We start from the raw sequence: 26,861 nt of genomic DNA, 5'->3' as shown, positions 1-26,861 counted from the left end.
TGGTGATCAAATTCTATGCGGGTAGGGATCCTTCATTGGCAAAGGCGGTTTGATCGGGCCTTGTTTCTCTTGAGTCGTGTCTTGATGGAAATTTGGAATGGCTTGCTCATAGGGCTCTTAATCATTTCGTTGTTAGTTCAGTCTGTTTAGAAAATTTATGGGTTTGGGATTTCGTATCCTCGCTTGACATTCTGCATGTCTCTGGCGATGGAGCTTTGGCCTGTCAGTCGAAATCTGTTGAATCAGATTTTGGAGGACCGCTGCAGCGATCGCTTTGTCTGCGAAAGGATCTGGGAACGTCTGGGCTATCAGCCTGCTAAACCGCAGTGGTGCGCTGGCCTCGACACACCCTCCGAATGGGCCGATGCCTTCCCCCAGGCTCCCGAGTTGATCGCCGAGCGTCCGGCGTCTGTTCGTTTAACCCGCTCTGTTCCCAAGCAACACAAGCAGCTGCTGAAGCAACAGCTCAACTTCGCGGGATATCGCATCGGTGAGTTGTATCCCCGCCGAACCCGACGGGCCACAGCCGTGAACTGGCTGTTGGCCTGGCTGGCCCAGCGGGGCGAGCCCCTGCCTGAGCAGGGGCCCCTGGGTCCTGAGCTTCCCCCTCCTGCCGATCCGGTGCAGGGGCACCCCGGCGATCTGCCGGTGAAGTGATCCGGCGGTCTAACTCAGGCCTGAATCGTGATGGGTGTGCCTTTCGGGGTGTTGTGGAACAGCCAACGGGCGTGGTTCAGCGGCATGCGCACACAGCCATGGCTGCGGGGCACGCCGAAGGGTTTCCCGGCGTTCTCCTGCCAGGGGGCGGCGTGGAGGCAGATGGCCTCGTTCGCGCTCACACACATCGTGAACGGTACCCCGGGAACGGTGTAGGTGCGTCCATACATCGTGGTGGAGCGGTATTTCGTATAAACCTTGCTGTCGAAGATCGGTGTTGGCGTTGAGGCTTTGCCGGTGCTGACCGGAATCACGCGAACCACCTCCTGATCGCTGTTGTAGACGGTCAGGCGTTGGTCGGAGAGGTCGACCACAAGGCTGGCGACGAGCTCGAGCATGGCGAGGGAACAACTGAACTCGCCCTAGCTGTCTCGATTGAGACTCATTAGTCGCGCTCCGAAAGAATTTCGTTTCTCCATGGGCTTTATGGCGTCTCTGTAGGGTGAAAGATTGGCCTGAGCAGACCCTTGGCGCGTCCTGTCGTCGCAATCATCGGACGCCCCAATGTCGGTAAGTCGACCTTGGTGAATCGGCTGTGCCGCAGCCGGGAAGCCATCGTTCACGATCAGCCTGGCGTGACGCGTGATCGCACCTACCAGGATGGCTACTGGGGCGATCGCGAGTTCAAGGTCGTCGACACCGGTGGACTGGTGTTCGACGATGACAGCGAGTTCCTGCCGGAGATCCGGGAGCAGGCGGCTCTGGCGCTTGAGGAAGCCAGTGTGGCTCTGGTGATCGTGGACGGTCAGCAGGGGCTTACGGCCGCTGACGAGTCCATCGCGGAATTTCTACGCAGTCACCGCTGTCCCACGCTGTTGGCGGTGAACAAGTGCGAGTCGCCGGAACAGGGCCTGGCGATGGCCGGAGAATTCTGGGGCCTTGGCCTGGGTGAACCCCATCCGATCTCGGCCATCCACGGCGCCGGCACCGGAGAACTGCTGGATCAGGTGCTCACCTTTTTCCCCCCGAAGGATCAGGAGGGTGACGAGGAGGAGCCGATTCAGATGGCCATCATCGGACGGCCGAATGTCGGGAAATCCAGTCTGCTGAATGCCATCTGCGGAGAGCAGCGGGCGATTGTCAGCCCGATCCGCGGCACCACCCGCGACACGATTGACACCAGCATCATTCGTGAGAATCGTCCCTGGCTTCTGGTGGACACGGCGGGCATCCGCCGGCGGCGCAGTGTCAACTACGGCCCGGAATTCTTCGGCATCAACAGGAGTTTCAAGGCCATTGAACGCAGTGATGTGTGTGTTCTGGTGATCGATGCCCTCGATGGGGTGACCGAGCAGGATCAGCGCCTGGCGGGTCGCATTGAAGAGGACGGCCGTGCCTGCGTGGTGGTCGTCAACAAGTGGGACGCGGTGGAAAAAGACAGCCACACCATGACGGCGATGGAAAAGGAGCTGCGCTCCAAGCTCTATTTCCTCGATTGGGCTCCGATGCTGTTCACCTCGGCGCTCACCGGCCAGCGTGTGGAGAGCATCTTTGCCTTGGCCGCCCTGGCGGTTGAGCAGCACCGTCGCCGCGTCAGTACCTCCGTTGTGAACGAGGTGCTCAAGGAGGCACTGAGCTGGCGCAGTCCCCCCACCACCCGCGGTGGACGCCAAGGAAAGCTGTATTACGGCACCCAGGTGGCCAGCCGGCCGCCCAGCTTCACCCTGTTCGTCAACGACCCCAAGTTGTTCGGAGAGACCTACCGGCGCTATGTGGAGCGTCAGATCCGTGAGGGCCTCGGTTTCGATGGCAGCCCGCTGCGTCTGTTCTGGCGCGGCAAGCAACAGCGTGATGCCGAACGCGACCTGGCCCGTCAGCAGAGTCGTAAAGGCTGAGCCATGGACTGGTTGCGCCAGGTCCCCATGGGTCAATACGTCGATGGGTCCACGGGTTGGCTCCGGCGCTTGGACCCTCGGCTGAAGCTGGCCTGGTCTCTTGTCTTTCTGCTCACGCCTGTTCTGGCGGGGCCCCTCTGGCGCGTTGGCCTGGTGGTGGCTCTGGTGCTGATCACCTTCGGCAGTGGACTGGCTCGCTCGCTGTGGTGGAGGTCTGTTCTGCTGCTGACGGCCTTGGCCGTTGTGGTGGGCCTCCTGTCGATGTTCTTGCCGGCTGTGGATCCCCCTGCGGCCTTCCCGCTGCGCAATCCGGCTGAGCTTCCGGGGCTCGAGACGGAAGGCCCCTCCTGGGATCTTTTGCGCCTCGGCCCCCTGCAGTTGGGCGGTCTCCAGCTGGGGCCGCTGGTGGTGGATCGGGCTTCGGCGCTGCTGGGGCTGCGAACGTCCACCTTGATCTTCACCGTGATTCACAGCGTCAACCTGATGCTGATCACGACCCCGCCTGAGGATCTGGTCTGGGCCCTCAGCTGGTGCCTGGCTCCCTTGAAGTGGCTGGGATGTCCTGTGGAGCGGCTGGGGTTTCAATTGCTGCTGGCACTTCGCTTTCTGCCTCTGGTGCAGGAGGAGCTCCAAAATCTGCTGCGCTCTCTCGCCAGCCGTGCCGTCAACCTGCGCCAGCTGGGCTTCAAGGCCGGTTTCGGCCTGGTGCTGGCCGTCGGTGAGCGGCTGCTGGCCAACATCCTTCTCAGGGCTGAGCAGGGGGCCGATGCCCTGGTCGCCCGTGGGGGGCGAATTCTTGGTCCGTCGTACTTCCGCATGCCGCCTGATCGGGCTGCTCCCCTGCTGAATGGCCTGGCGACGGTCGTTCTTGTGTTGGTGATTGGGCTCCGTGGTCAGTACGGTGCTCTATGAGCTCCGATCACGGCATGGCGTCCGAGCGATATCTGAATCACCCCACCTTCGGGATGCTCTATCGGGTGGCTCCGGCGGGTGAGGGCCGTGACGTCTACGCCACGTTGTATGCCCAGCGCATGTTCTTCCTGGTCACCCTGCAGCCCCGTGGCGCCCAGTTCGAAGTGATTCCCTACGGGGATGCGCGTCACCACGCTGAGGTGCATTTGGGCCGTTGCCGTCGTGATGGATCGGACGACCTCGAGTCCTGGAGTCAGCTGTTCGATCAAACGTTCATCTGAACCCTTGACCGATTCCTTCGCGGCGCGTTGGCAGGTGCTCCAGGCAGCCCGCCCCACTTCATCCAGGCTTCTGGCCGTCAGCAAAGGGCATCCAGCCGCGTCCGTGCGTTGCGTGGCGGAGCTTGGTCAGTGTGACTTCGGGGAAAGCCGTGTTCAGGAGGCTCTGCCGAAGCAGGAGGAGCTGATCGATCTGAACTTGCGCTGGCATTTCATTGGTCGCCTGCAAAGCAACAAGGTGCGGCCGGTGGTGAAGGCCTTCGACGTCATTCACTCGGTGGATTCCCTGGCACTGGCCGAACGGGTGTCGCGCATCGCCGTTGAGGAGGGCCGTCAGCCTGAAGTGCTGCTGCAGGTGAAACTGCGGCCCGATCCCAGCAAAGGGGGCTTGTCGGCCGATGAACTCGGTGCCATTTGGTCTGATCTGCAGGCTCTGCCGGGGTTGCGGATCTCGGGTCTGATGACCATGGCGCCTCTCGAGATGGCTGCAGATCAGCGCAAGGCGTTGTTTTCCGACTGCCGTGCCCTGGCGGATCGGCTGGCCTTGGCGGAGTGCTCGATGGGGATGAGCACGGACTGGAAAGAGGCTGCTGAAACGGGCAGCACCTGGCTCATGATTGGTTCGGCCCTGTTCGGTCCGAGATTGGTGTCAACAGACGCTGCGAATTGACTTGCCCCGCCGCAGCGAAAACGGTATCCAGGGACATGGTTTTCGAACCACATTCAGACCGAGAGGAATCCCAAGGTGTCGCTGATCTCCCGTCTCCGTGCCGTCGTCGCTGGCGATGACTATCTCGATGGCGAATTGGATGATTTCGCCTACGACGACGAGCAAGATGACCAGGACCAGCGCGCCCTGCAGGCTGACGGTGGTGCACTGGCCACCATTGGAGACTCCAACCCGTTTGACCTGGGTGGTGATCTGCCTGGATCCAACGTGATCGACATGCCCGGCATCAGCAATGCTGCTGCTGAGGTGAATGTGATGGAACCCCGCAGCTTCGATGAAATGCCTCGGGCCATTCAGGCGCTGCGGGAGCGCAAGACGGTGATCCTCAATCTCACGATGATGGAGCCCGACCAGGCCCAGCGTGCTGTGGATTTCGTTGCTGGTGGCACCTTCGCGATCGATGGACACCAAGAGCGCGTCGGGGAGAGCATCTTCCTGTTCGCCCCCAGCTGCGTCACCGTGACCAACACCGGTCACGACGAAGCCTCGGCTCCAACGGTGGTGAGCCGTGAGGCCGATGTGGCGGATGTCGACGAATCCGCCAGCGCACCCTCGCCCGCCTGGGGGGCAGCCGCTCTCTGAAGCCCGCAGTGCAGCCCGCTATCGGTGTGATCGGCCTGGGTCGCATGGCTCAGGCCCTTGTGGTTCCTCTCCTGGAGCGTGGACGGATTCCGGCTGAACAGCTGTTGGCAGTGGTCGGAGGATCTGGCTCGCTTGAGCAACGACGTGGGGGCCTTCCGGCTGGCATCGGTTTGGTTGCGGCTGATGATCCTTCCGCTCAGCAGGTCTGGACGGCTCCGATCCAGCTGCTTGCGGTGAAGCCGCAGCAACTCGATGCCGTTGCAGCAGCTGCACGACCTGTTGTGGGTCAACCGCTGCTGATCTCTGTGTTGGCGGGGGTGTCTCTGGCTCGGTTGCAGCATTTGTTTCCCGGTCATCGCTGTGTGCGGGCGGTGCCCAACACGCCTGCGCTGGTGGGAGCTGGTTTGACAGCTCTGGCCTGGGGGGAGGGGATCGACCAAGGGCAACGGGATCAGGTGCGGCAGCTGTTCGCCGATGTGGGCGAAGTTCTGGAGTTGGCGGAAGCCAAGCTCGATGCGTTCCTTGCCCTCACCTCGTCGGGCCCTGCCTTTGTGGCCCTGGTGGCGGAAGCCATGGCTGATGGGGCTGTTGCTGCCGGTCTTCCCAGGGACCTGGCCCTGCGGCTGAGCCACCGCACCCTGGCTGGAACGGCTGAGCTGCTGGACCGTCGCGATCTGCACCCTGCCCAGCTCAAGGACATGGTTACCTCCCCGGGGGGCACCACCATCGCCGGCGTTCGCGCGCTCGAACGCATCGGCCTGCGCTCCGCCTTGATCGAAGCAGTCGTCGCTGCTGCGGAACGCAGCCGGGAGCTGGCCTAGGGCAGCACCTCCGGCCAACCCTGCCGGATCAGCAGCAGCGAGAAGTAGGGGCGAGGTTCGGCCGCAACGGCATCCGCGCAACAGATCTGCTGGTCGGGCCAGCCGACCCGCTCGGCAAACAGTGCTTGTTGCAGCAGGCCTCGCTGCTTCAGCAGGGGTTGCACCCAACTCCAGCGCCGACCCAGCTTCAGCAGGGCCACAACTTGCCCCGTTGCCGCGGCGGTGTCCAGCACCCGCTCCAGCTCCTCGGGTGTGTCGGGGCAAGGGCGCAACAGCAGTTGGTCCTGCTGCAGAGCGAGGGGCCAGAGGCTCGCAGCCGCGGCTGCCGAGCAGGAGGTGATGCCGGGAATCACGCTGATGGGACAGTCGGGCCACGCCTGACGCAAGGCCAGCAGCACGTAGCTGCAACTCGCAAACAGCGACGCATCTCCCTCACACAGCAGTGCCACCTGCTGGCCGGAACGGATGGCTTGCTGCAGCTCCTGTGCCGCCGCTCCCCAGGCGGTGCGTCGCGGTTCGGCGGCTTCCACCATCGGGAACAACAAGGGCAGACGCTGATGGTCGCTGCGGATCCAGGCCGCGGCGATTTTGGCGGCCATGCTGTCGGCCCCTGGTCGTCCGACCGGGTAGGCCACCACCTCCGCTTGGCGGATGGCTTCAACGGCGGCCAGGGTGAGCAGGGAAGGATCGCCGGGGCCGACCCCCACCAGTGTGAGACCCCCAGTCGTGGCGGGATCGATGATGGTCAGCAGTCGATGCGCCCGGGGTCCAGACGATGAGTCGTCTCAGCATCTTTCCAGACGAAAGCTCAGCCCATGCTGTGAATGGGCTCATGCCTTCGCTGGAGAGCAACGATCCGGCCGTCATTCAGTCGGAGCTCAGCCGCCGGGGCATCGGCTTTGAGCAATGGCCGGCGGAGCAGGGTCTGCCGGAGGGGGCCGACCAGGCCACCATCCTCCAGGCCTATGCCGATGCCATCGCTCGGGTTCAACGCGATGGCGGTTACGCCACGGTCGACGCGATTCGGATGACGCCGGATCACCCCGATCGCGAGCCCCTGCGCCGCAAGTTCCTTGAGGAGCACACCCATGCCGAAGACGAAGTGCGCTTTTTTGTGGAAGGGTGCGGCTTGTTTGTGCTGCACATCGGTTCCGAGGTGCTCAGCGTGCTGTGCGAACGGGGCGACCTGATGCGGGTCCCTGCTGGGACCCGTCATTGGTTTGACATGGGCTCTCAGCCTCAGTTCTGTGCTGTGCGTTGGTTCAACAACCCCGAGGGATGGGTGGCGCAGTACACCGGCAGCAGCATCGCCCAGCGATTTCCCAGGCTTGACTGAGGGGGCGTTCCAGACACCTTGATGCGTCTCCACCGCTTCCTTGCTGCGCTGTTGCTGGGTCTGCCCATGGCAACACCCATCCCTGTTGCTGCTGAGGATGCTCCTTTGGCACCCGAGGTTCAGCGCCGGGTTGCCGTGGTGGTGCTGGCCCGCCGCATTCGCGGCTATGCCGCCATGGCCAAGGCCAGCAGCGACTGTCAGGTGGAGAAGGGGCGTCTGCCGCGCCGCCAGGCCAGCCAAGCCCTGGCGATTTCGCTCGAGGAGTTGGGCATCAGCCGGCGCGTGCTGACCAATCCCCTGGTGGTCGCCGTCAGCCCACGCCTGCAGCGCCTGCTGGATGACAGCTGCGCCCTGGATCCAACCAAGGAGGCTGAAGCGCTGCGGCTAGCCGAAAACGAGCTCTGAACCTTTTCTCGAGCTGGGTCTCAGAAGGGGACAGTGAGAGTGCTGGCTTTTATTTCCTCAGCGAATAAAAACCGCCCATAGGGTTCCGCCCTGTTTGCCTGGCTGCTGTGGTCGTTCGGTCGTGTCTCGCGTTGAAGCTGCTGGCGCTGTTGGTCGTGCCCTGTTCAGCCGCTGAGATGGATCTGGCCTCTGCCTCCAGGCTCCCCACCACGTCGCCATCCATCTCCACCTCCGCCAACGAGTCGGTCTTGGTGCTGAACCGCACCACGCGATCGCTCCCGCGCACGGGCGATCCCATCTGGAGTCTGCGTCTGGAAACCCCTGGTCAGCCCATGCAGCACTTCGATGCCGTCAGCGGTCGGGCCCACCGTCAGAACGCCGATCGCCATCGCTCCGGAACCCGCGCGCCGCTCCCCGCCGGTCGCTACGTCCTTGGGCCGGTGGAGCCCCTGGGTCCCGCGGATCCGCGGGAGCTCGGGCCGATCTGGATTGGGATTGAACCGCAGTTCCCCACAGGACGGGGTTATCTGGGCATTCATCTCGACCCCAGTGCCAACCGCAATGCCAACAGCGGCACGCTCGGCTGTGTGGGCTTGATTCGCTGGGACGACATGCAGACCCTGGCGGGTCTGGTGCAGCGCCGTAACGTCCGAACATTGTTGGTCAGCGAGTGAATGTTCTCCGATTGGGGCTTCAGTTGGGGCGGCTGGTTGGACAACCGCCGGGGTGAGTGGTGGCTGCTGGCCCAGCTGCTGCTGATCACGGCCCATCTTTTGCCGGTCTGGCCAGCTCCCGCCAGCTTCGGTGTGGCGATTTGGCCTAAACCCCTGTTCGGGCTGGGTCTGCTGCTGTTGGCTTTGGGCCTGTTTCGGGCCCTTGAGGCGCTTCGCTGTCTCGGGGCCAGCCTTTCGCCGTTGCCGGCGCCCAAGCCGGCGAATCAGTTGATCGCCACAGGCTCCTACGCCATCTGCCGGCATCCCTTGTACCGGGCGGTCTTGCTGTGTTCCGCAGGAGTGGTGCTGGCCACAGGCAGCCCGCTGCATCTGTTGCTGTTGGTCAGCCTGGCGGCTGTGTTGCGGGGCAAAGCCCGCTTCGAGGAGCAGGGGTTGCGGGCGCTGCATCCGGATTACAGCCAATACGCCGCAGTCACCCCAGCGATTGTGGGCTGGGTTCCTGGCTTGGACTGGCGCTGATGGCTTGGCTCAGGCGGCGACCGTGCTGGTTTGCATCAGGTCGGCGTAGAGCTGTTCGAGGGCGTCGATGTTGCTGGAAATCGTGTAGCGCTCCAAGGCGCGGAGGCGGGCTTTGCGGCCCAGTTCCGCCGTGAGCACCGGCTGATCCCTGAGCACTGGCAGCAGCGTGCGCAACTGGGTGGTGACGCCCTGGGTGCTCAGCACGATTCCCGCCCCTTGCTCCAGCACCTCGCCATCGGCACCGGCATCGGTGGCCACGCAGGCTGTTCCGCTGGCCATCGCCTCCAGCAGGGCCAGCGACAGGCCCTCCACAAGGCTCGGCAGGATGAAGACCTCAGCGCACTGGAGCAGTGCAACCCGGGTGTCCAGGTCTGGCTCGTGGCCCCACCAGAGGATCCGATCGTCGTTGAACTGGTTCATCAGGCTGTTGCGCAATGGCCCGTCGCCGACGATCACCAACCGGCAGCCCTCCGGTGAAACCAGCCGCCAGGCCCGCAGCAGGGCTTCAACGTTCTTCTCCGTTGCCAGGCGTCCCATGTAGAGAAAAATCCGTTCCCGCCCCAGCCGTTGCCGCACCTGCTGATGCACCAGCGAAAGGGTGCCAGGGCTGGTGGGGCACCAGCGGTCAGTGTCCACACCATTGGGAATCACCGTCAGTCGATCGGCGGGAACGCCCAGGCGCTCGAGAAAGTCCGCCTGAAGCTGTGAAAACACGATCACCCGGTCGTAGCGGGCCAGGGCCGGTGCATACAGCTGGTACGTGAGCTGTTGGGTGCCCGCCGTCAGGTTGCGCAGGCCTGCATCAAACGGGGGGTGAAAGGTGGCCACCAGGGGCACGCCCAGCTGCTGACAGAGCTCCGGCAGGCGGAAATCCAGGGGGGAGAGGGTGAGGCTGGCGTGCACGAGATCGGGCTGCAGCCGCTCCAGGGATTCCCTCAGCTCCCGCTGCGCTCCAGGGGAAGGGATCGTGTAAACCTGCGATTTGACCAGATAAGGCAGGCTGACGTCCGGGTCGTTGGCCAGCAGCGATGTGTTGTCGCGCTCCGGGCTGCGCGGGTTATCGAAATGGATGAAGTGCACCTGGTGCCCGCGTTTGCGCAGGGACTCCGTGGTGCTGATCCCGTAGGACACATTCCCGCAGAAGGGAGACTTCTTGCCGAGCCACGCAATCTGCGCCAAGCGGGTTGGGCCTCCTCAGGCGAAACGGCAAGTTAGCAGCGTTGCCACGGTCGTTCGATCAACGCTGCCACCAGGGCCAACCCCGCCAGCAGCCACAGCACCGGTTGAAGACCAATGCTGCTCACCAGGGTGCCCGCCAGCACCAGCGGCAGGCTCAGGGCGATGTTGATCAGGTTGTTCTGCAGTCCGAACACCCTGCCGCGCTCGGTTTCGGGGGTTTCTTCCTGAATCGTGGTTTGCGCTGGGATCGCCACCAGAGCTGCGCCGATGCCCAGGATTCCGCAGAGGCTGAGGGTGAAGGCCAGGGATCCCCGCAGCTGACTGAGCAGCACCAGGGTCCAGGTGATGGTTCCCAGGCCTGCTGCTGTGAGCCGGCGGCGGCTGAACCGATGGCCCAGCTGGGCGATCACCACAGCTCCGATCGCCATGCCCAGTCCACTCATGGCCAGCAGGGCACCAAAGCCTGAGGGCCCCAGGTTCTCGATCAGGGCAGCCAGCTGGAGCGCCAACACGTAAAGCGCTGCCAACAGGCTGTAGAGCAGCACCAGATGAATCATGGCGCCACGCACTGAAGGCACCCGGCGCAGCACCTGTAATCCTTCGCCGATCTCCGTCCACACCGATGTATTGGAGGGGGGCTTGGGGGCTTCCTGCAGCTTCAGGCGCGACAGGCTGAGGGCCGCAAGGCCATAACAGAGCGGGAGCAGTAGAAACTCGCCGCCATCGATGCCGATGATCGCCAGGCTACTGTGCAGGGCGCGAAGAATCGGTTCACCCAGCGCGAAGCCCAGGATCGTCGCCCCCATGCTGGTGGCTTGATAGAGGGAGTTGGCCGCCAACAGGTGATCTCCCGGCACCACCACAGGAATCGTGGCCTGTTCCGAGGGGGCGAAAAACTGGGTCAGAATTGACTCCAGGAAAGTCATGCCCACCAGCCCCCAGTAGCCCCAGGGCAGACCAAGCCAGATGGGCCCTGGCAGCAGACAGAGCGGTGCGAACACCACCAACAGGGCTCGGATGGCGTTGCTGGCCACCATCACCCGACGCTTGGGCCAGCGGTCCGCCCAGACGCCAGCCACCGTTCCCAGCAGCATGGCCGGGATGGTGTTGGCCACAAAGATGCCTGTGGCCAGCAGGGTGATCACCTGGGTGCGTGTGCTGATGTCGAGGCCGTAATCCGAGGCCATCTCCGCCAGCACGCCGCTTCCCTGCCCCTTCAGCAGCAGGTGCTGATCGATCAGGAAGACCATCAGCACGATGTAGAACTTGTCCGCCAGCTGGGAAAAGATCTGGCCCAGCCAGAGTTTGCGGAAGTCCTCAAGACGCAGCACGGCTTCCAAGCCACGCTTTCCCTCCGGGTTGCTGCCGGTGGGCAGAGCGGGTTCAGGGGTGGTGAGGCTCGGTCCGCTCAAGGGGCAATTGCATCGCGGCCATGATGGCTCACGCGCCTGCCAGGAGCGTCTCTCGCAGCATGGCCAGGGCTTTGCTGGGTCGGTTCAGATGCGTCCGGCTCCAGATCTCAACCACCCGCAGCAGCCGGCGCCACACGGCTGGGGGGCCCATCAGCGCACCGTCCCGGCGATGGGGCAGTTCGGCCCGCGTCAGTCGCTGGAGCAGGGCCAGTTCGGAGGGATTCAGTTGAATCGTCGCCCCAGGCTGCTCATCGATCGCAAAGCCGTCCTGCGGCAGCAGGCTGCAGCGCCAGTCCCACTGCCCCAGCGGTGGCTCCAGGGGATCGCCTGTGATGCAGCAGGTCTGCAACGGCAGTCCATAACCGCCCAGGGTGAGCAGATGGATGCAGGCCTGGACCGTGCCGGCTAGCACCAGCTCCGGGTCGGCTCGGTGCTCCTCCAGGCGTTCCAGGTGCAGCTGCATCGTGTCCAGCAGCCCGTCCACAGGGTCCTGGGCCGCCAGTTGAAGGCACAGATCACACAGCGCCTGCGCCGCAGCCAGGGTTTCCAGCTGTTGTCCGAGACCTGAAAAACTGCGCAGCACCCGCAGTTGTCGCACCCGGGCCAGGCCGCTGCGTCCTCCCACCTGCAGTTCCAGCAGGGTGAGGGGGGCCGCGGCGGCCAGACTGCTCTTGGGACGGCGTGCTCCGGGAACGGCGAAGCGACTGACGCCCTCCGCATCACTGAGCAGGCTCAGCAGGCGGTCGTGTTCGCCGAGGGGGCCCACCTTGAGGGCAAGTCCGGTGAGGCGTCGTTCTGCCATTCAGGCCGCGGGGCGGCGCTGGGCCTGCAGAAGAGCCGGCGCGCTGCTGGTGCCCAGCAGATCGGCCCCCGCCAACAGCAGGTCTCCTGCCTGGCTGAGGCTATGGATCCCTCCGGCTGCCTTGATGGCGCAGCGTTTGCGGATCAGCTGTTTCAACGCAAGGATCTGATCGGCATGGCAGGCCGGGCCAAAGCCGTTGCTGGTCTGCAGTCCCACAGCGCCAGCATCAATGGCGGCCTCCACGGCCAGTTCCAGCTGTTCGCTCTCCAGACGGGCCATGTCCAGGACGGCCCGCACGGGAAGCCCCAGCTCGCAGAGGGCGGCAAGTTCCTCGGCAAACGCGCCTGAATCACCATTGGCCAAGGCGCTGAAATCGGGCACGACATCGAGCTCCTGGGCGCCATGGGCGGCACACCACTCCGCTTCCGCCAGCTTGAGCTCAGCGGGAATGGTTCCGAAGGGAAAGCCGATGGCCGCCACCAGGCGAGGACCTGCGTCGGTCGTCCCGATGCGTTCCCGCAGCAGCGGCAGCTGACGCGGTGTGGTGCAGATGGCCCGCACGCCCTCCTGCATTCCGGAATCACAGAGGGCTTGAAGCTGGTCCCGGGTCAGCAGGGGGTCGAGGATCGCCTGATCAAGCCGGGGAGGTAGGTCGGGGAGCTCTTGGGCTGGATCAGCCATGGCGGGCCGGGAGGTCACTCACGAGCCTGAATTACCCCATACCCACCGTGGTTGCGTCGGTAGATCACCTGCAGCTGATCGCTCTCCTTCTCCCGGAACAGGTAAAAGTCGTGGTCGATCAGATCCAGTTGGCGGCGTGCTTCCTCCAGGCTCATGGGAGGCATGGCGAAATATTTGCGCCGCACTCCCGGATCCGGCAGTTCCGCCTCACGCCCTTGCAGAAGGGAGGCTTCAACGGGGGATGCATCGTTGACCACATCCGTGCTGGGGGTGTGGCTGGCGCTGTGGCCGTGGCTGTGGTGGTGATCGCTGTGGCGTTCCTTCCAGCGGCGCAGTTGGCGGGCCAGTTTTCCGGCGGCCAGATCGATGCTGGCGTACAGGTTTTCACTGCGTTCCTGGGCGCGGATCACCGTGCCGTTGGCAAAGACCGTCACCTCGGCGGTCTGCTGCGGCACCCGGGGATTGCGGGCCACCGAGAGATGGACGTCGGCCTCGCGCACAGCATCACCGAAGTGCGATGTGGCCCGCTCCAACTTGGTTTGGGTGTAATCCCGCAACGCCGGCGTGATCTCGAGGTTGCGACCATGGATCAGCAACTTCATGCCTCACTCCTGTGCCGGTTGTTATCGGCAAACTAGAACCGGCGCACGATTCGGCCCACCCCCAGCGTGCATTTCTTTTCGAGCCCGGTGATCCGGTTCGATTCGATGCCGCCTGGTCGGCGCAACAGCGCTGGCAGAGCACTCTTCTTGCTGATCCATCGGCTCCGGAGGCGGTCTGGATCCTGCAGCACCAGACCTGTTACACCCTCGGCCGTGGTGCCAGCGAGGAGCACCTGCATTTCGATCCCGCTGACCCACCGGCACCCCTGTATCGGATCGATCGGGGCGGGGAGGTGACCCATCACCTGCCCGGCCAATTGGTGGCCTACCCGGTGTTGGACCTTCAGCGCCGCACGCCCGATTTGCACTGGTATCTGCGCCAGTTGGAACAAGTCGTTCTGGATGTTCTGGCGGAGTTGGGCCTGGAGGGTCAGCGTCTGCCGGGGTTGACAGGCCTCTGGTTGGACAACCGCAAGGTCGCCGCCATCGGTGTGGGCTGTCGCCGCTGGATCACCCAGCACGGCCTGGCCCTCAACATTGATTGCTCGATGCAGGGGTTTGAGCGAGTCACCCCCTGTGGGCTCACCGGCCGTGCGGTCGGGAGGCTTGCGGACTGGTTGCCAGGGCTGACGTCGGCTGAGGTGCAGCCGTTGCTGCGGCAAGCCCTGGCCCATCGTTTCGGTCTGGTCTGGGAGGAGGAAGCGAGATAGACCTGAGCTGTTTGAACCCCTGCCTCGGATGACGGCCAGCTGGAGCCCGACAACCCGTGAAACGAACGCTTTGCAGCGTCATGCTCATGTTCAGAAGTTGCCGAGAGTCGATGCGGTGTGGCCCTGGCTCGCCGACCGCCACGGGCTGATTGCCGCCGTCGATGCGCCCCATGCTGCGCATCCCGAACGCTTCAATTTCGGCGAACTGGCGGAACGCATCGCCACTGCTGCCGCTGCCTTTCGGCGCCATGGCGTGAACGATGGCGATGTGGTGGCTCTGTTTGCTGAGAACAGCCCCCGCTGGCTGGTGGCGGATCAGGGCCTGATGCGTGCCGGTGCCGCTGATGCCGTGCGCGGTGCCTCGGCCCCAGTGGAGGAGCTGCGCTACATCCTTTCGGATTGCCAGGCAACGGCTCTGGTGGTGCAGAACGCTGATGTATTGCGTCGTCTGTCCCTTCCCCCAGATCAAAGGGCTCAGTTGCGTTTTGTGCTTCAGCTGGAAGGGGAGCCTGCCGAGGGCGCCATGGGCTGGGAGGCGTTTCTGGCGTCAGGGGCAGGCCTTGATCCCGTTGGCCCGGCGGGGGGGCGAGACGCCGTGGCCACTGTTTTGTACACCTCGGGTACGACCGGCCAACCCAAAGGGGTCCCGTTGACCCACGCCAACCTGCTGCATCAGATGAGCTCACTGGCCTGTGTGGCCTATCCCGAGCCCGGTGCTCCGGTGCTGAGTGTGTTGCCCATCTGGCATGCCTACGAGCGCAGTGCCAGCTACTTCTTCCTCTCCTGCGGCTGCACGCAGACCTACACAACGATCAAGCAACTGAAGAAGGATCTGCCGCGGGTCCGGCCGATCGCGATGGCCACCGTGCCGCGGCTCTGGGAGGCGGTTCAGGCTGGCTTTGAGGACGTGCTCAAGACCTTCCCCCCCTCCCGGCAGCGCCTGCTGCGGGCGGCATTGGCCAACAGCGCTGCCCAGCGCAAAGCGGTGCGAACGGCGCGCAACCTTCTGCTGGAACCGGTATCAGCCTCCGGTCGGCTGCGTGCCTGCGGCTCCGCGGCCCTGCGCTGGCCCCTGCATGCCCTGGCGTCGACCTTGATCTGGCCGAAGCTGCGTCGTCAGCTCAGTGGCGGTCAGCTCGCCTATCCGATCAGCGGTGGCGGTGCCATCGCGCCCCACATCGATGCCTTTTTTGAAGCCGTGGGGATTGAGCTTCTGGTGGGCTATGGCCTTACCGAAACCAGCCCTGTGGTGAGCTGCCGCAGACCCTGGCGCAACATCCGCGGCAGCTCCGGGCTGCCGATGCCCCAGACCGAATTCCGGATCGTCGATCCCGACAACGGCCAGCCCCTGGGGTTCCGGCAACGGGGGCGGGTGATGGTGCGGGGCCCCCAGGTGATGGCGGGCTACCTCGGCAAACCCGATGCCAGCGCCAAGGTTCTTGATGCCGCGGGATGGTTCGACACCGGCGATCTCGGCATGCTGCTGCCGGATGGTTCGGTGGCCCTCACCGGCCGGGCCAAGGACACGATTGTGTTGAGCAGTGGAGAGAACATCGAGCCCGGCCCCCTGGAAGAGGCCCTGGTGGCCAGCCCCCTGATCGAGCAGGTGATGCTGGTGGGTCAGGACGAACGCCAGCTTGGTGGCCTGATCGTTCCCCGTGCTGAGGCGATCGTGGCCTGGGCGGCTGAAGCCGGCGTGAACGTGGCCCAGGACCTGGGCGGTCAACCCGGTGATCCGGCCCTGCTCCGCTTGTTGATGCGCGAATGCAACCGTTTGCTCAAGCAGCGGTCGGGCTCCCGGGGTGATGAACGGCTGGCGGGGGTGGTGCTTGTGGATCCCTTCAGCATTGAGAACGGTCTGTTGACCCAGACCCTGAAGCAGCGCCGTGATCGCATCACCAGCCGCGATCAGCAGTTGATCGATGGCCTTTACGGACGTTGACCGCGTCTGACAAGGCCTGGGGGGTGGTCGGTTGTCCGGTGATTGACCCCACGTGAAAGGGCTGACACGCTTTGGCCGTCTCCCAAGATCCCATGTCCGACGGCACCTCCCTGACGATCAAGCGTCCGATCACCGTCCGCGCCGTCGTGACGCCCACCTGGAAAGAAGAAGCAGAGCGCGAGCTCAGCAATGGCATCGCCACCGCTGACCAACAGCTGGCTCAGCTGGAACAGGAAGGTCAGGACGTGGTGGACCAGGTGCGTCGTCAGAGCGCCAACCCCCTTGATCCCCGCGTGCAAGATCAGGTGGCGCAGATTCAACAGCAGGTGGCGGCCAAGCGCGCCGAACTGGAGGAGCAGAAGCGCAACCTGCTTCAGCAGCAGGCCCAGGTGCGTGAGCTGGAGATGGACCAGATCGTTGAGCAGGGTCAGCTGGAGAGCAGTTGTGAGCTGAAGGTTGGCGACAACCTGGTGCAGAAGATGCAGGTGGCCATCGTTGTGAAGGATGGCGTTGTGCAGTCGATTGAGGAAGCCTGATCGGCTTGCCTCTGCTGGCTCGTAAACTCCCCTGATCTGCCCTCCCGGAGACGGTTTTGGCGACCACAGACATCTTCATGCCTGCCCTCAGCTCCACCATGACGGAGGGGAAGATCGTGGAGTGGCTGAAACAGCCCGGAGACAAGGTGGCTCGGGGCGAGTCGGTTCTTGTCGTTGAGTCCGACAAAGCGGACATGGACGTTGAGTCGTTCCAGGACGGCTATCTCGCAGCGGTCCTGATGCCTGCTGGCAGCACGGCACCGGTGGGCGAAACCATCGGTCTGATTGTCGAAACAGAGGCTGAGATCGCCGACGCGCAGGCCAAGGCCCCCAGCGCTCCTGCTGCGGCGCCAGCCCCTGCACCGGCTCCGGCGCCCACGCCAGCTGCGGTTCAGACCCCAGCTCCGACTCCTGCCCCGGCACCTGTTGCTGCCCCTGCACCGTCGGCACCGGTGGTGAACGACGGTCGCATCGTGGCCAGCCCCCGGGCCAAGAAGCTGGCCTCCCAGATGGGTGTGGACCTGGCCACCGTGCGCGGCAGCGGCCCCCACGGCCGGATTCAGGCCGAAGACGTGGAGCAAGCCTCCGGTCAGCCCATCTCCGTGCCCCGGGTGGCGGAAGGAACGGCCCCCGCTGCTACCTCGGCTGGCGCAGCAGTAGCAGCGGCCCCGTCGGCTCCGGCGGGCAATAGCTTTGGTCGGCCCGGCGAGACCGTGGCCTTCAACACCCTCCAGGGTGCGGTGAACAAAAACATGGAGGCGAGCCTTGCGGTTCCCTGCTTCCGCGTTGGTTACACCATCACCACCGACAAGCTGGATGCCTTCTACAAACAGGTGAAGCCCAAGGGCGTCACGATGACGGCGCTGTTGGCCAAGGCTGTGGCCGTCACCCTGGCGCGTCACCCCCAGGTGAACGCCGCCACCACCGCTGCCGGCATGGCCTATCCAGCCGACGTGAACGTGGCTGTCGCCGTGGCGATGGAAGACGGCGGCTTGATCACGCCGGTGCTGCGCAATGCCGATCGCACCGATCTCTACGAGATGTCGCGTCAGTGGGGTGATCTGGTCAAGCGCTCCCGCAGCAAGCAGCTGCAGCCGGAGGAGTATTCCACGGGCACCTTCACCCTCTCCAACCTTGGCATGTTCGGTGTTGATCGCTTCGACGCGATCCTTCCCCCTGGCACCGGGGCCATTCTCGCCGTCGCCGCATCTCGCCCCACGGTGGTGGCGAACAAGGACGGCTCCATCGCCGTCAAGCGTCAGATGCAGGTGAACCTGACGGCGGATCACCGGGTGATTTACGGCGCCGACGGTGCCGCATTCCTGAAGGATCTCGCCGATCTGATCGAGAACCGTCCCGAAAGCCTGGTGCTCTGATCGGTCGCCCGCGTGCCTGACCCCAGGGACCTGCAACTCAGCAGCTACGACTACCCGCTGCCGCCTGAGCGCATCGCTCAGGCACCGGTTGCGCCCCGCCACAGCGCTCGCTTGTTGATGGTTCCCCCCCAGGGGGAGCCATCAACGGATGCCTCTCACGGCCAGGTGTGGGATCTGCTCGAGCAGCTGCAGCCTGGTGATCTGCTGGTGGTGAACGACACCCGGGTGCTGAAGGCCCGCCTTGCGGTGCGGCGTTCCGGGGGCGGACTGTCCGAATTGCTCGTGCTGGAGCCGCGGGGGGAGGGCCGCTGGCTTTGCCTGGCCCGTCCTGCCAAGCGCATGCGGCCCGGCGACAGCCTCACGATTGATGGCACCTCGATCAGCCTGACGGTGCTTGCGGAAGACCCCGCCAGTGGTGGACGGGTGGTGCAGTTCCCAAGTGATTGCAGGGATGCCGAAACCATTGAGGGTTTGCTCAATGATGTGGGCGAGGTGCCTCTACCGCCCTACATCGAACGGCACGACCCCAGCGACAGCCAGCGCTATCAGACCCGTTACGCCGATCGCCCCGGTGCGGTGGCCGCCCCGACGGCGGGGTTGCACTTCAGTGATGAACTGCTGGCGGGCTTGCAGCAGAAAGGGGTGGATCTGGCCCGGATCACCCTGCATGTGGGCCTCGGCACCTTTCGCCCCGTTGAAACGGAAGACCTCACCGCCTTGGAGTTGCACAGTGAATGGGTGGATGTCAGCCCTGCTGTGGTGGAGGCGGTGCAGGCTTGTCGAGGCCGGGTGATTGCGGTAGGCACCACGAGTGTTCGTGCCCTGGAGGGGGCCGCTCAAGCCCATGGCGGTGTTCTCAAGCCCTACACGGGGCCGGTGGATCTGGTGATTCAGCCGGGCTATCAGTTCAAGGTGATTCAAGCCCTGCTCACCAACTTCCATCTGCCCAAAAGCTCTCTGCTGCTGTTGGTGAGTGCCCTGATCGGCCGGGAAACCCTGTTGAAGCTCTACGCCGAAGCGATTGAAAGGAGCTATCGCTTCTTCTCCTATGGCGATGCCATGTGGATTGATGCAGCGGCGGTGCAGCCCCAGGCCCGCCCACCAGCACGCTGAGACCTGAACGGTTCACGGGGTTCACGGTGAGGCCATAAAAAAGCCCCGTCAATGACGGGGCCAAGGCTTCTGGTGGAGCCAGCTCAGACAGCCACCGGTTGCTCGATGATTCCGGTCGGCACTTCAGCGAACATCACCGAGGAGAGGTAACGCTCGGCCAGGTCGGGCAGCACCACCACGATGGTTTTGCCGGCGTACTCATCTTTCTCGGCCAGACGAATGGCGGCTGCAGCGGCGGCACCGCAGGAGATGCCCACCAGCAGGCCTTCCTCCTGGGCCAGGCGCAGGGCCATGGCAACGGACTCCTCGTTGGTCACCTGCTCCACCTTGTCGACCACGGAGAGGTCGAGGTTCTGGGGGATGAAGCCGGCGCCGATGCCCTGGATTTTGTGGGGACCGGGTTTGACGGCTTCACCGTTCATGGTCTGGGTGATCACCGGGCTGTTGGTCGGTTCAACGGCCACGGATTCGATCGCCTTGCCCGCTTCATTCTTGATGTAACGGGAGACGCCGGTGATGGTGCCACCGGTGCCGACTCCGGCCACGAGCACGTCAATGGCGCCATCGCAGTCGTTCCAGATTTCAGGACCGGTGGTCTTGAAGTGGATTTCGGGGTTGGCAGGATTGTCGAACTGGCCAGGCATGAAGTACTTGGCCGGATCGCTTTCAGCGATTTCCTTGGCCTTGGCGATCGCACCGGGCATGCCTTTGGCGGCCTCGGTGAGGATCAGTTCAGCCCCGAGCACGGCCATGACCCGACGCCGCTCGATCGACATCGACTCGGGCATCGTCAGGATCAGCTTGTAACCGCGGGCCGCGGCGGTGAAGGCCAGAGCGATGCCGGTGTTGCCGGAGGTGGGCTCCACAATCACCTTGCCCTTGGTGAGCTTTCCGCTCTTTTCTGCGTCCCAGATCATGTTGGCTCCGATCCGGCACTTGACGCTGTAAGCGGGGTTGCGCCCCTCAACCTTGGCCAGCACAGTGGCCTTGCAGTTTTTGGTGACGTTGTTCAGCTTGACCAGCGGAGTGTTGCCGATGGCCTGGCTGTTGTCGTCGTAAATGCGGGACATGGAGCTGCTGTAGAGGGGCCCGAAGAAAACAAACTAATGATCGAAAGCCTCTCCTCACCCTGTTGTTAAGGGCTTTTTCAGAGTCTCACCGGACTCTTCGTCAGCAAACGCTTGCTCAAATCGCATCCACAGCGCCTCGGGGTCTTCCAGACCGACCGACACCCGGAGCAGATCAGCCGGCACACCGCATTGCTCCGCCCAGCTCAGTTCGTCGTAGTGGGCCAGCTGGGTGTAGGGGCACACCAGACTGAAATCGGTGCCAAGGCTGGGGCCTTTGCTGATCCGAAGCGCGTCGTAAACCCGTTTGGAGTGCTCATGGCCTCCCTTCAGTTCAAAGGAGAGCAGGCAGCCGTGGCCAGCTCCGCTGCGCATCAAGGCGCGGAAGTTGGGGCAGCTCTTTGGATGCAGCACCCGCTTCACGGCTGGATGGGCTTCGAGCCGTTCCGCCAGAAGCAGGGCGTTCGCATCGAGTTGCGGCACCCGCTGGAGCACATCCCGGCTGGCGATCTCCAGGGCGATGGCATCGGCATCGCTGAGGGGGGCGATGGCTGGAACCGCCGCCAGCAGGGAGGCCGCCCAGGGCGACTGCGGGCTCACCAGCACACTGCCAGCCATCACATCACCGCGGCCGGCGAAGCTCTTGGTGAGTGAGGTGAAGATCAGATCGGCGTAGGGCAGGGCGTTGAGGTTGATGCCGGTGCCGATCGTGTCATCGGCAATCACTGGAATGCCGCGGCTGCGGGCCAGGGCTGACACGCCCGGCAGATCCATGCAGCGCAGCAGCGGATTGCTTGGCAGCTCCACAATCACGGCCGCCGGCTGGAGCTGATCCAGGGCCGCTTCCACCTCGGCGAGGCTCTGCGGTTGCAACAGCTCGCCACCGTGAAACACCACCTGCGGCTGCTTCAGCACATCCACATAGGGGAAGCCCAGCTGCAGTGTGGGCTTCCCCGGCCGCAGCGTCTGGATGGCGCTGAGGGCCGCATACAGGCCGGCCATTCCCGCTGGATGCAGGCTGATCTGCTGGGCGTCGACGCCATGGATGGATGCCAGGCGCTTTCGAATCAGCTCGCGGGCCGCGTCGCCGGATGTGCTGCTGGGGGATGTCTCTTTCCCCAGGGCGATGGCGGCCTGGCGGGAGGAGAGGCCCAGGCCGGTGTGCTGCCAGAACGCTTTGGCATGGGCGCTCGCCGCTGCATCACTGCGCAGGCAGGTCAGCCCAGCAATGGCAATCAGCTCCGAGCGGCTCTCCGGTGCCTTGCGTTGGCAGTGGGTCTGGGCTGCCTGGGCTGCCGCTTCGGTGGGGTAGGGCCAGACCGTGGTGCCTGCAAGTTCCGAAGGCTGAACCAGTTGTCGGATCAGCGGATGCAGGCCGAAGCGGGGATAGATCGTCTGCAGGGCATCGCGGCAGGCCGGATCCTTTTCCTCGTAGGCGATCACATCGCGCCAGCGCGGCAGCGCCACAGACACCGCATGGGGGGAGTCGGGCAGGGGATGGCCGAGATCAGAGCCCTGCCAGGCCGGATCGATGAGCAGATTGCGGGGACTCACGCCAGCAGCTCCAGGGCCTGGTCCAGATCGGCCTGCAGATCGGCGAGGTCTTCGCAGCCCACCGAGAAGCGCACCAGGCCGTCGTCGATGCCCAGCTTGGCCTTCACTTCGGCGGATACCGCCGCGTGGGTCATGGTGGCGGGGTGACAGATCAGGCTTTCGATGCCGCCCAGGCTTTCGGCCATGGTGAACCAGCGCAGTTGTTTGCAGAGGGCATAGGTCTGCTCCTGGCTGGCGTTGAAGCTCACCGTCACGATGGCGCCACCGGCGCGCATCTGACGGGTTGCCACCTGATGCTGGGGGTGATCACTGCGGTGGGGGTAACGCACCCAGTTCACCTTGGCGTGCCCCGCCAGCTGATCGGCCAGGGCCGCGGCATTGGCCATCTGCTGCTTGAGCCGCAGCGGCAGGGTCTTGATGCCCCGCGTGATCAGCCAGCAATCAAAGGGGGAGGGCTGCAGGCCCAGGGCCTTCTGGGAGAACACCATTTTCTGGTGCCACTCGGGATCGTTGGTGCACACGGCTCCACCGAGGGCATCGGAGTGGCCGTTGATGTATTTGGTCGTGCTGGTGAGCGAGAGGGTGGCGCCCAGCTCCAGGGGGCGCTGCACCAGGGCGGTGGCGAAGGTGTTGTCCACCACCACGGGGATGCCGAGGGGTTGGGTGATGGCGCAGACCGCTTCCAGGTCGATCACCTTGAGCAGAGGGTTGGTCGGGCTCTCCAGCCACACCATCGCCGGCTTCTGGGCTTGGATCGGCTCCAGCGCGGCCGGCTGGGTGAAGTCCACCCACGCGGTTTTCAGGCCGAACTTGGCAAACACCTGCTCGAAAAGCCTCACGGTGCAGCCGTAGAGGTTCTCTTCGCAGAGCACCAGATCGCCCTGCTTCAGCTGGGAGACCACGGCGGTGATGGCGCTGACGCCGGAGGCGAAGACGGTGGCGTGGGCGCAACCTTCAACCGAAGCGAGCACCCCATCAAGGATGCGGAAGTTGGGGTTGCCGGAACGGGTGTAATCAAATCCGCCAGCGTTGCCATGGGCAAAGGTGCTGGTGGGGAAGATCGGCGGCATCACCGTGCCGGTGTCTCCCGCAAAGCTGTCGCCGTGGTGGATCACCCGGGTGTTCAGGCCTGTGTTCACGGATGATCCATCGATTCGGACAGGCTAAGAAATCGCCTCTCCCATCCCAATAAAAAAACCCCCGCCGTGTGGCGAGGGTTGATAACGATCGTTTGGGTTGAACCGGTGGATCAGTCGAGGTCGGGCATGCCGAGCACAGGCTCAGCCTTGCGGTCGATGCCTTTCTCGAATCCAGCAGCAGCAGCGCGAGCGCGGCCGGCGTGCCAGAGGTGACCAACCAGGAAGAAGAAGGCAAGCACGAACTGCGTTGCACCCAGCCACTGGCGGAGGTTCACGTAGTTCACCGAGTTGGGCTCGGTGATGATGCCGCCCACGGAGTTGATCGAGGCGTTGGGAGCGTGGGTCATGTACTCAGCCGCACGGCGCACTTGCCAGGGCTGAATGTCGTTCTGCAGCTTGTCAAGGCTGAGACCGTTGGGGCCACGCAGGGGCTCCAGCCAGGGACCACGGAAGTCCCAGAAGCGCATGGTTTCACCGCCGAAGATGATTTCACCGGTGGGTGAGCGCATCAGGTACTTGCCCAGGCCGGTGGGGCCCATGGCGGAACCGATGTTGGCGCCGAGGCGCTGGTCACGCACCAGGAAGGTGAAGCTCTGAGCCTGGGATGCCTCAGCGTTGGTAGGGCCCCAGAACTCGGAGGGATAAGCGGTGTTGTTGAACCAGATGTAGGCCGAAGCGATGAAGCTCATGAAGCTCAGAGCGCCAAGGCTGTAGCTCAGGTAGGCCTCACCGTTCCAGATGAAGGCGCGACGCACCCAGCCGAAGGGCTTGGTGATGGCGTGCCAGATGCCACCGAAGATCAGGGTCAGACCCAGCCAGATGTGGCCGCCGATGATGTCCTCCATGGAGTTCACACCGATGATCCAGCCCTCTCCACCGAAGGGAGCGCGGAACAGGTAACCGAAGATCACGCCCGGATCGAGGGTCGGGTTGGTGATCATGCGGACGTCACCGCCGCCGGGGGCCCAAGTGTCGTAGACGCCGCCAAAGAACATGGCCTTGAAGACCAGCAGCAGGCAGCCGACGCCCAGAAGGATGAGGTGATAACCAATGATGTTGGTCATCTGGTTCTTGTCACGCCAGTCCTGGGAGAAGAAGGAGGAATAGTTCTCCAAGATCTCCGGACCACGCAGGGCGTGATAGAGGCCGCCGAGGCCGAGCACGGCGGAGCTGATCAGGTGCAGGACACCGACCACGAAGAAGGGGAAGAGATCAGTGACTTCACCGCCGGGGCCCACGCCGTAGCCAAGGGTGGCGACGTGGGGCATGCAGATGAAGCCCTGCTCGTACATGGGCTTGTCGAAGGTGAAGTGACTCACCTCGAACAGCATCATTGCGCCGGCCCAGAAGACCATCAGACCAGCGTGGGCCACGTGGGCACCAAGCAGACGGCCGGACAGGTTGATCAGGCGGGCGTTGCCGGACCACCAGGCATACCCGGTGGAGGGAAGGTCTTTGCCGCCAGTGGCGCCAAGACCGGGATTAGAGAGCGTTACCACGGGGCAGAACCTCTTCAGGGAAGACGAAGTTTTCGTGCGGCTGGTCAGCCGGTGCCATCCAGGCACGCAGACCTTCATTCAGAAGGATGTTCTTGGTGTAGAAGGTCTCGAATTCGGGATCTTCTGCAGCGCGGATTTCCTGAGACACGAAGTCGTAGGCGCGCAGGTTGAGGGCCAGGCCGATGATGCCGATGGAGCTGGTCCACAGGCCCATCACAGGCACGAACAGCATGAAGAAGTGCAGCCAGCGCTTGTTGGAGAAGGCGATACCGAAGATCTGACTCCAGAAGCGGTTGGCGGTGACCATGGAATAGGTCTCTTCTTCCTGAGTGGGCTCGAACGCCTTGAAGGTGTTGGCCTGCTCACCGTCCTCAAACAGGGTGTTTTCCACGGTGGCGCCGTGAATGGCGCAGAGGAGTGCACCGCCGAGGATGCCGGCGACGCCCATCATATGGAAGGGGTTCAGGGTCCAGTTGTGGAAGCCCTGGAGGAAGAGAAGGAAGCGGAAGATCGCAGCCACACCGAAGGAGGGCGCGAAGAACCAGCTGCTCTGGCCGAGGGGGTACATCAGGAAGACGCTGACGAACACCGCGATCGGACCGGAGAAGGCGATGGCGTTGTAGGGGCGGATGCCGACCAGACGAGCGATCTCGAACTGACGGAGCATGAAGCCGATCAGTGCGAAGGCGCCGTGCAGGGCCACGAAGGCCCAGAGGCCGCCGAGCTGACACCAGCGAACGAAGTCGCCCTGGGCTTCAGGGCCCCAGAGCAGCAGCAGGCTGTGACCCATCGCATCAGCGGGGGTGGACACAGCAGCGGTCAGGAAGTTGCAACCTTCCAGGTATGAGGAGGCAATGCCGTGGGTGTACCAGGAGGTGACAAAGGTGGTGCCTGTCAGCCAGCCACCGATGGCCAGGTAGGCCGTTGGGAGGAGAAGGATGCCGGACCAGCCGACAAAAACGAAGCGGTCGCGCTTGAGCCAGTCATCGAGGACGTCAAACCATCCCCGCTGTGGCGCGCGTCCTACAGCGATCGTCATGAGAGGTGAACGGTGCGGAAAGCCGCAGGCTGTGGGATACGCCGCGACCTTAACAATCTTCACGCGACCTGCGGGGATGATTTGCGTGAGCTGAAACGCCCTGTATCGCTCTGTTTCTTAGGGATTTTTTCCTATTTCGTCGTCGGGGGCTTTCTGCGGTCACAATGGCGCTTCGTTCTGGCTGGGTCATGTCCGCAGCAGTGCTCGAGCAACCCGTGCTCGGCTCCCGTCGTCTCTCGAATTTTCTGGTGGCCTCGGCCGTCACGATTGGGGGCGTGGGCTTCCTTCTGGCTTCGCTCTCGAGCTACCTCGGTCGCGACCTGCTCCCCTTGGGGCACCCCGCTGCGCTGGTGTTCGTGCCCCAGGGACTGGTGATGGGCTTGTATAGCCTGGCTGCGGCGTTGCTGGCCACTTACCTCTGGTACGTGATCGCCGTGAACGTTGGCGGCGGCAGCAATCGCTTCGATAAAGATGCCGGCGTGGTGACCATCAGCCGTCGTGGTTTCCGTAAACCCGTTCTGGTGGAAATTCCGCTTAGAGATGTCAAGGCGGTGAAGGTGGAGGTGCGCGATGGCTTCAATGCGCGCCGCCGCGTCGCCCTGAGAATTCAGGGACGCCGTGACATGCCGCTCACCCGCGTTGGTGAACCGCTTCCTCTGGCTCAGTTGGAGAAGGACGGTGCTGAATTGGCCCGCTTCCTGGGCGTCAACCTTGAGGGCCTTTGATCCGATGCGTCGTCTTCGTTCCTGGGCGCTGCTGCTGCTCATCCCGTTGTTGGTGAGCTGCAGCTCTTCCCCGCTCGCATCGGTGGTGACCGGTTGTGCCGATGCTCAGGCGGCCTGCCTGCAGGGCTTGGCCACCGTCACCATGCAGACGAGCCAGGGCGAGTTCACGATTGAAGTGAACGGCGATGCCGCTCCCCTCACCTCCGGCAATTTCATCGATCTGGTGCGGCGTGGCACCTACGACGGAACCATGTTCCACCGCGTTGTTCGCGAGCCCGTTCCCTTTGTTGTGCAGGGGGGCGATCCGCAATCCAGTGATCGATCGGTTCCCCTGGGGCAGCTCGGTACCGGCAGTTTTGTGGATCCCGACAACGGCCAGGCGCGGATGATCCCGCTTGAGATCAAGTTCCGATCCGAGCCGCAGCCCCGCTACAGCAGGGTAAGCACCAATCCGGCGGAACTTGATGGCCTGGAGTTGACCCATGAGCGTGGCGCGGTGGCCATGGCCCGCTCCCAGGCTCCTGACTCCGCCAGCGCCCAGTTCTATGTGGCCTTGCGTCCCTTACCGGAACTCGACGGTCGTTACGCCGTCTTCGGCCGTGTGGTGGACGGCATGGAGGTGGTGGATGCGATCCAGCAAGGAGATCGCATCACCAAGGCTGCGATAACGCAGTAA

The 26,861-nt window shown here is 63.9% G+C and carries 30 protein-coding genes; 18 read left to right on the top strand and 12 right to left on the bottom strand.

Annotation, left to right across the window (positions count from 1 at the left end; all coding sequences use genetic code 11):
• The first annotated feature begins 207 nt into the window (after window positions 1-207).
• Window positions 208-657, top strand: coding sequence for a DUF1823 family protein (locus tag SynA1544_RS10430; protein WP_186513475.1), 450 nt, complete (start codon window positions 208-210; stop codon window positions 655-657).
• Window positions 658-671: 14 nt separating this feature from the next.
• On the opposite strand, the gene SynA1544_RS10425 is transcribed toward SynA1544_RS10430, so the two are convergent.
• The gene (locus tag SynA1544_RS10425; RefSeq protein ID WP_186513473.1) at window positions 672-1,055 is read right to left on the bottom strand and encodes a L,D-transpeptidase; all 384 of its coding nucleotides are present in this window, start codon (window positions 1,053-1,055) and stop codon (window positions 672-674) included.
• Window positions 1,056-1,184: 129 nt separating this feature from the next.
• On the opposite strand from SynA1544_RS10425, the gene der reads away from it, so the two are divergent.
• The 6 genes from der (at window position 1,185) to proC (ending at window position 5,875) form a co-directional block, all read left to right on the top strand.
• On the top strand, window positions 1,185-2,552 hold the full coding sequence (der, locus tag SynA1544_RS10420; RefSeq protein WP_186513471.1) for a ribosome biogenesis GTPase Der: 1,368 nt from the start codon (window positions 1,185-1,187) through the stop codon (window positions 2,550-2,552).
• A 3-nt stretch (window positions 2,553-2,555) separates the two neighbouring features.
• The gene (locus SynA1544_RS10415) at window positions 2,556-3,464 is read left to right on the top strand and encodes an energy-coupling factor transporter transmembrane protein EcfT (RefSeq protein ID WP_186513470.1); all 909 of its coding nucleotides are present in this window, start codon (window positions 2,556-2,558) and stop codon (window positions 3,462-3,464) included.
• A gap of 14 nt (window positions 3,465-3,478) precedes the next feature.
• Window positions 3,479-3,745, top strand: coding sequence for a PipX family protein (locus SynA1544_RS10410; protein WP_025362464.1), 267 nt, complete (start codon window positions 3,479-3,481; stop codon window positions 3,743-3,745).
• Between the two features lie 4 nt (window positions 3,746-3,749).
• Window positions 3,750-4,412 carry a YggS family pyridoxal phosphate-dependent enzyme gene (locus SynA1544_RS10405; RefSeq protein WP_186513469.1) on the top strand — a complete coding sequence of 221 codons (663 nt, stop codon included), beginning with the start codon at window positions 3,750-3,752 and terminating at the stop codon, window positions 4,410-4,412.
• A 75-nt stretch (window positions 4,413-4,487) separates the two neighbouring features.
• On the top strand, window positions 4,488-5,054 hold the full coding sequence (locus SynA1544_RS10400) for a cell division protein SepF (RefSeq protein ID WP_186513468.1): 567 nt from the start codon (window positions 4,488-4,490) through the stop codon (window positions 5,052-5,054).
• Between the two features lie 44 nt (window positions 5,055-5,098).
• A complete protein-coding gene (proC, locus tag SynA1544_RS10395; RefSeq protein WP_370594113.1) occupies window positions 5,099-5,875 on the top strand; it encodes a pyrroline-5-carboxylate reductase in 777 nt (258 codons plus the stop codon).
• On the opposite strand, the gene cobI is transcribed toward proC, so the two are convergent.
• Window positions 5,872-6,582: a precorrin-2 C(20)-methyltransferase gene (cobI, locus tag SynA1544_RS10390; protein ID WP_186513466.1), complete on the bottom strand. Its 711-nt coding sequence runs from the start codon at window positions 6,580-6,582 to the stop codon at window positions 5,872-5,874. The genes proC and cobI overlap by 4 nt on opposite strands.
• Before the next feature lie 68 nt (window positions 6,583-6,650).
• Between cobI and SynA1544_RS10385 the strand changes: the two genes are divergently transcribed.
• The 4 genes from SynA1544_RS10385 (at window position 6,651) to SynA1544_RS10370 (ending at window position 8,809) form a co-directional block, all read left to right on the top strand.
• Window positions 6,651-7,211: an acireductone dioxygenase gene (locus SynA1544_RS10385; protein WP_186513465.1), complete on the top strand. Its 561-nt coding sequence runs from the start codon at window positions 6,651-6,653 to the stop codon at window positions 7,209-7,211.
• A gap of 21 nt (window positions 7,212-7,232) precedes the next feature.
• Window positions 7,233-7,616, top strand: coding sequence for a hypothetical protein (locus SynA1544_RS10380; protein WP_114989396.1), 384 nt, complete (start codon window positions 7,233-7,235; stop codon window positions 7,614-7,616).
• 107 nt (window positions 7,617-7,723) lie between these two features.
• Window positions 7,724-8,290, top strand: coding sequence for a L,D-transpeptidase family protein (locus tag SynA1544_RS10375; RefSeq protein WP_255477585.1), 567 nt, complete (start codon window positions 7,724-7,726; stop codon window positions 8,288-8,290).
• Entirely contained in the window at window positions 8,291-8,809 is a 519-nt protein-coding gene (locus tag SynA1544_RS10370) for an isoprenylcysteine carboxylmethyltransferase family protein (protein WP_186513464.1), read from the top strand.
• Between the two features lie 9 nt (window positions 8,810-8,818).
• Here SynA1544_RS10370 and SynA1544_RS10365 read toward each other — a convergent pair whose 3' ends face one another.
• The 5 genes from SynA1544_RS10365 to hpf are packed head-to-tail and all read right to left on the bottom strand — an operon-like array spanning window position 8,819 to window position 13,485.
• On the bottom strand, window positions 8,819-9,988 hold the full coding sequence (locus SynA1544_RS10365) for a glycosyltransferase family 4 protein (RefSeq protein ID WP_186513462.1): 1,170 nt from the start codon (window positions 9,986-9,988) through the stop codon (window positions 8,819-8,821).
• 32 nt (window positions 9,989-10,020) lie between these two features.
• Entirely contained in the window at window positions 10,021-11,400 is a 1,380-nt protein-coding gene (locus SynA1544_RS10360) for an MFS transporter (RefSeq protein ID WP_186513460.1), read from the bottom strand.
• Window positions 11,401-11,428: 28 nt separating this feature from the next.
• Complete coding sequence (recO, locus tag SynA1544_RS10355; RefSeq protein WP_186513458.1) at window positions 11,429-12,202, bottom strand: DNA repair protein RecO; 774 nt, start codon at window positions 12,200-12,202, stop codon at window positions 11,429-11,431.
• On the bottom strand, window positions 12,203-12,883 hold the full coding sequence (locus SynA1544_RS10350; RefSeq protein ID WP_186515548.1) for a 2-deoxyribose-5-phosphate aldolase: 681 nt from the start codon (window positions 12,881-12,883) through the stop codon (window positions 12,203-12,205).
• Between the two features lie 14 nt (window positions 12,884-12,897).
• Window positions 12,898-13,485, bottom strand: coding sequence for a ribosome hibernation-promoting factor, HPF/YfiA family (hpf, locus tag SynA1544_RS10345; protein WP_186513456.1), 588 nt, complete (start codon window positions 13,483-13,485; stop codon window positions 12,898-12,900).
• A gap of 11 nt (window positions 13,486-13,496) precedes the next feature.
• Here hpf and lipB point away from each other — a divergent pair, with 11 nt between their 5' ends.
• From lipB to queA, 5 genes are all read left to right on the top strand, one after another.
• The gene (lipB, locus tag SynA1544_RS10340) at window positions 13,497-14,195 is read left to right on the top strand and encodes a lipoyl(octanoyl) transferase LipB (protein WP_186513454.1); all 699 of its coding nucleotides are present in this window, start codon (window positions 13,497-13,499) and stop codon (window positions 14,193-14,195) included.
• 28 nt (window positions 14,196-14,223) lie between these two features.
• The gene (locus tag SynA1544_RS10335; RefSeq protein WP_186513452.1) at window positions 14,224-16,137 is read left to right on the top strand and encodes an AMP-binding protein; all 1,914 of its coding nucleotides are present in this window, start codon (window positions 14,224-14,226) and stop codon (window positions 16,135-16,137) included.
• Window positions 16,138-16,229: 92 nt separating this feature from the next.
• Window positions 16,230-16,673, top strand: a complete 444-nt coding sequence (locus tag SynA1544_RS10330) for a YlqD family protein (RefSeq protein ID WP_114989554.1) — start codon at window positions 16,230-16,232, stop codon at window positions 16,671-16,673.
• A 56-nt stretch (window positions 16,674-16,729) separates the two neighbouring features.
• A complete protein-coding gene (locus SynA1544_RS10325; protein WP_186513451.1) occupies window positions 16,730-18,049 on the top strand; it encodes a dihydrolipoamide acetyltransferase family protein in 1,320 nt (439 codons plus the stop codon).
• Window positions 18,050-18,061: 12 nt separating this feature from the next.
• Window positions 18,062-19,162 (top strand): tRNA preQ1(34) S-adenosylmethionine ribosyltransferase-isomerase QueA, encoded by a 1,101-nt coding sequence (queA, locus tag SynA1544_RS10320; protein WP_186513450.1) that lies wholly within the window; start codon window positions 18,062-18,064, stop codon window positions 19,160-19,162.
• A gap of 83 nt (window positions 19,163-19,245) precedes the next feature.
• Here queA and cysK read toward each other — a convergent pair whose 3' ends face one another.
• The 5 genes from cysK to psbD all read right to left on the bottom strand — a co-directional run bounded on the left by cysK (window position 19,246) and on the right by psbD (window position 25,460).
• Window positions 19,246-20,232 (bottom strand): cysteine synthase A, encoded by a 987-nt coding sequence (gene cysK, locus SynA1544_RS10315; protein WP_006850945.1) that lies wholly within the window; start codon window positions 20,230-20,232, stop codon window positions 19,246-19,248.
• A 54-nt stretch (window positions 20,233-20,286) separates the two neighbouring features.
• Window positions 20,287-21,783, bottom strand: coding sequence for a PLP-dependent transferase (locus tag SynA1544_RS10310; protein WP_186513449.1), 1,497 nt, complete (start codon window positions 21,781-21,783; stop codon window positions 20,287-20,289).
• A complete protein-coding gene (locus SynA1544_RS10305) occupies window positions 21,780-22,922 on the bottom strand; it encodes a PLP-dependent aspartate aminotransferase family protein (RefSeq protein ID WP_186513448.1) in 1,143 nt (380 codons plus the stop codon). Before SynA1544_RS10305 ends, SynA1544_RS10310 begins: the two co-directional genes overlap by 4 nt.
• A gap of 110 nt (window positions 22,923-23,032) precedes the next feature.
• Window positions 23,033-24,421 (bottom strand): photosystem II reaction center protein CP43, encoded by a 1,389-nt coding sequence (psbC, locus tag SynA1544_RS10300; RefSeq protein WP_011364942.1) that lies wholly within the window; start codon window positions 24,419-24,421, stop codon window positions 23,033-23,035.
• Complete coding sequence (gene psbD, locus SynA1544_RS10295) at window positions 24,405-25,460, bottom strand: photosystem II D2 protein (photosystem q(a) protein) (protein WP_006851499.1); 1,056 nt, start codon at window positions 25,458-25,460, stop codon at window positions 24,405-24,407. The genes psbC and psbD overlap by 17 nt, the downstream gene beginning before the upstream one ends.
• A 188-nt stretch (window positions 25,461-25,648) precedes the next feature.
• Between psbD and SynA1544_RS10290 the strand changes: the two genes are divergently transcribed.
• Together SynA1544_RS10290 and SynA1544_RS10285 are read left to right on the top strand one after the other, a co-directional pair.
• On the top strand, window positions 25,649-26,185 hold the full coding sequence (locus SynA1544_RS10290) for a photosystem I assembly protein Ycf4 (protein WP_186513447.1): 537 nt from the start codon (window positions 25,649-25,651) through the stop codon (window positions 26,183-26,185).
• A gap of 4 nt (window positions 26,186-26,189) precedes the next feature.
• Window positions 26,190-26,861 (top strand): peptidylprolyl isomerase, encoded by a 672-nt coding sequence (locus tag SynA1544_RS10285; protein WP_186513446.1) that lies wholly within the window; start codon window positions 26,190-26,192, stop codon window positions 26,859-26,861.

Source organism: Synechococcus sp. A15-44, from assembly GCF_014280115.1.
GTDB lineage: Bacteria > Cyanobacteriota > Cyanobacteriia > PCC-6307 > Cyanobiaceae > Parasynechococcus.
This window is presented reverse-complemented; position numbering and strand designations above follow the sequence as displayed.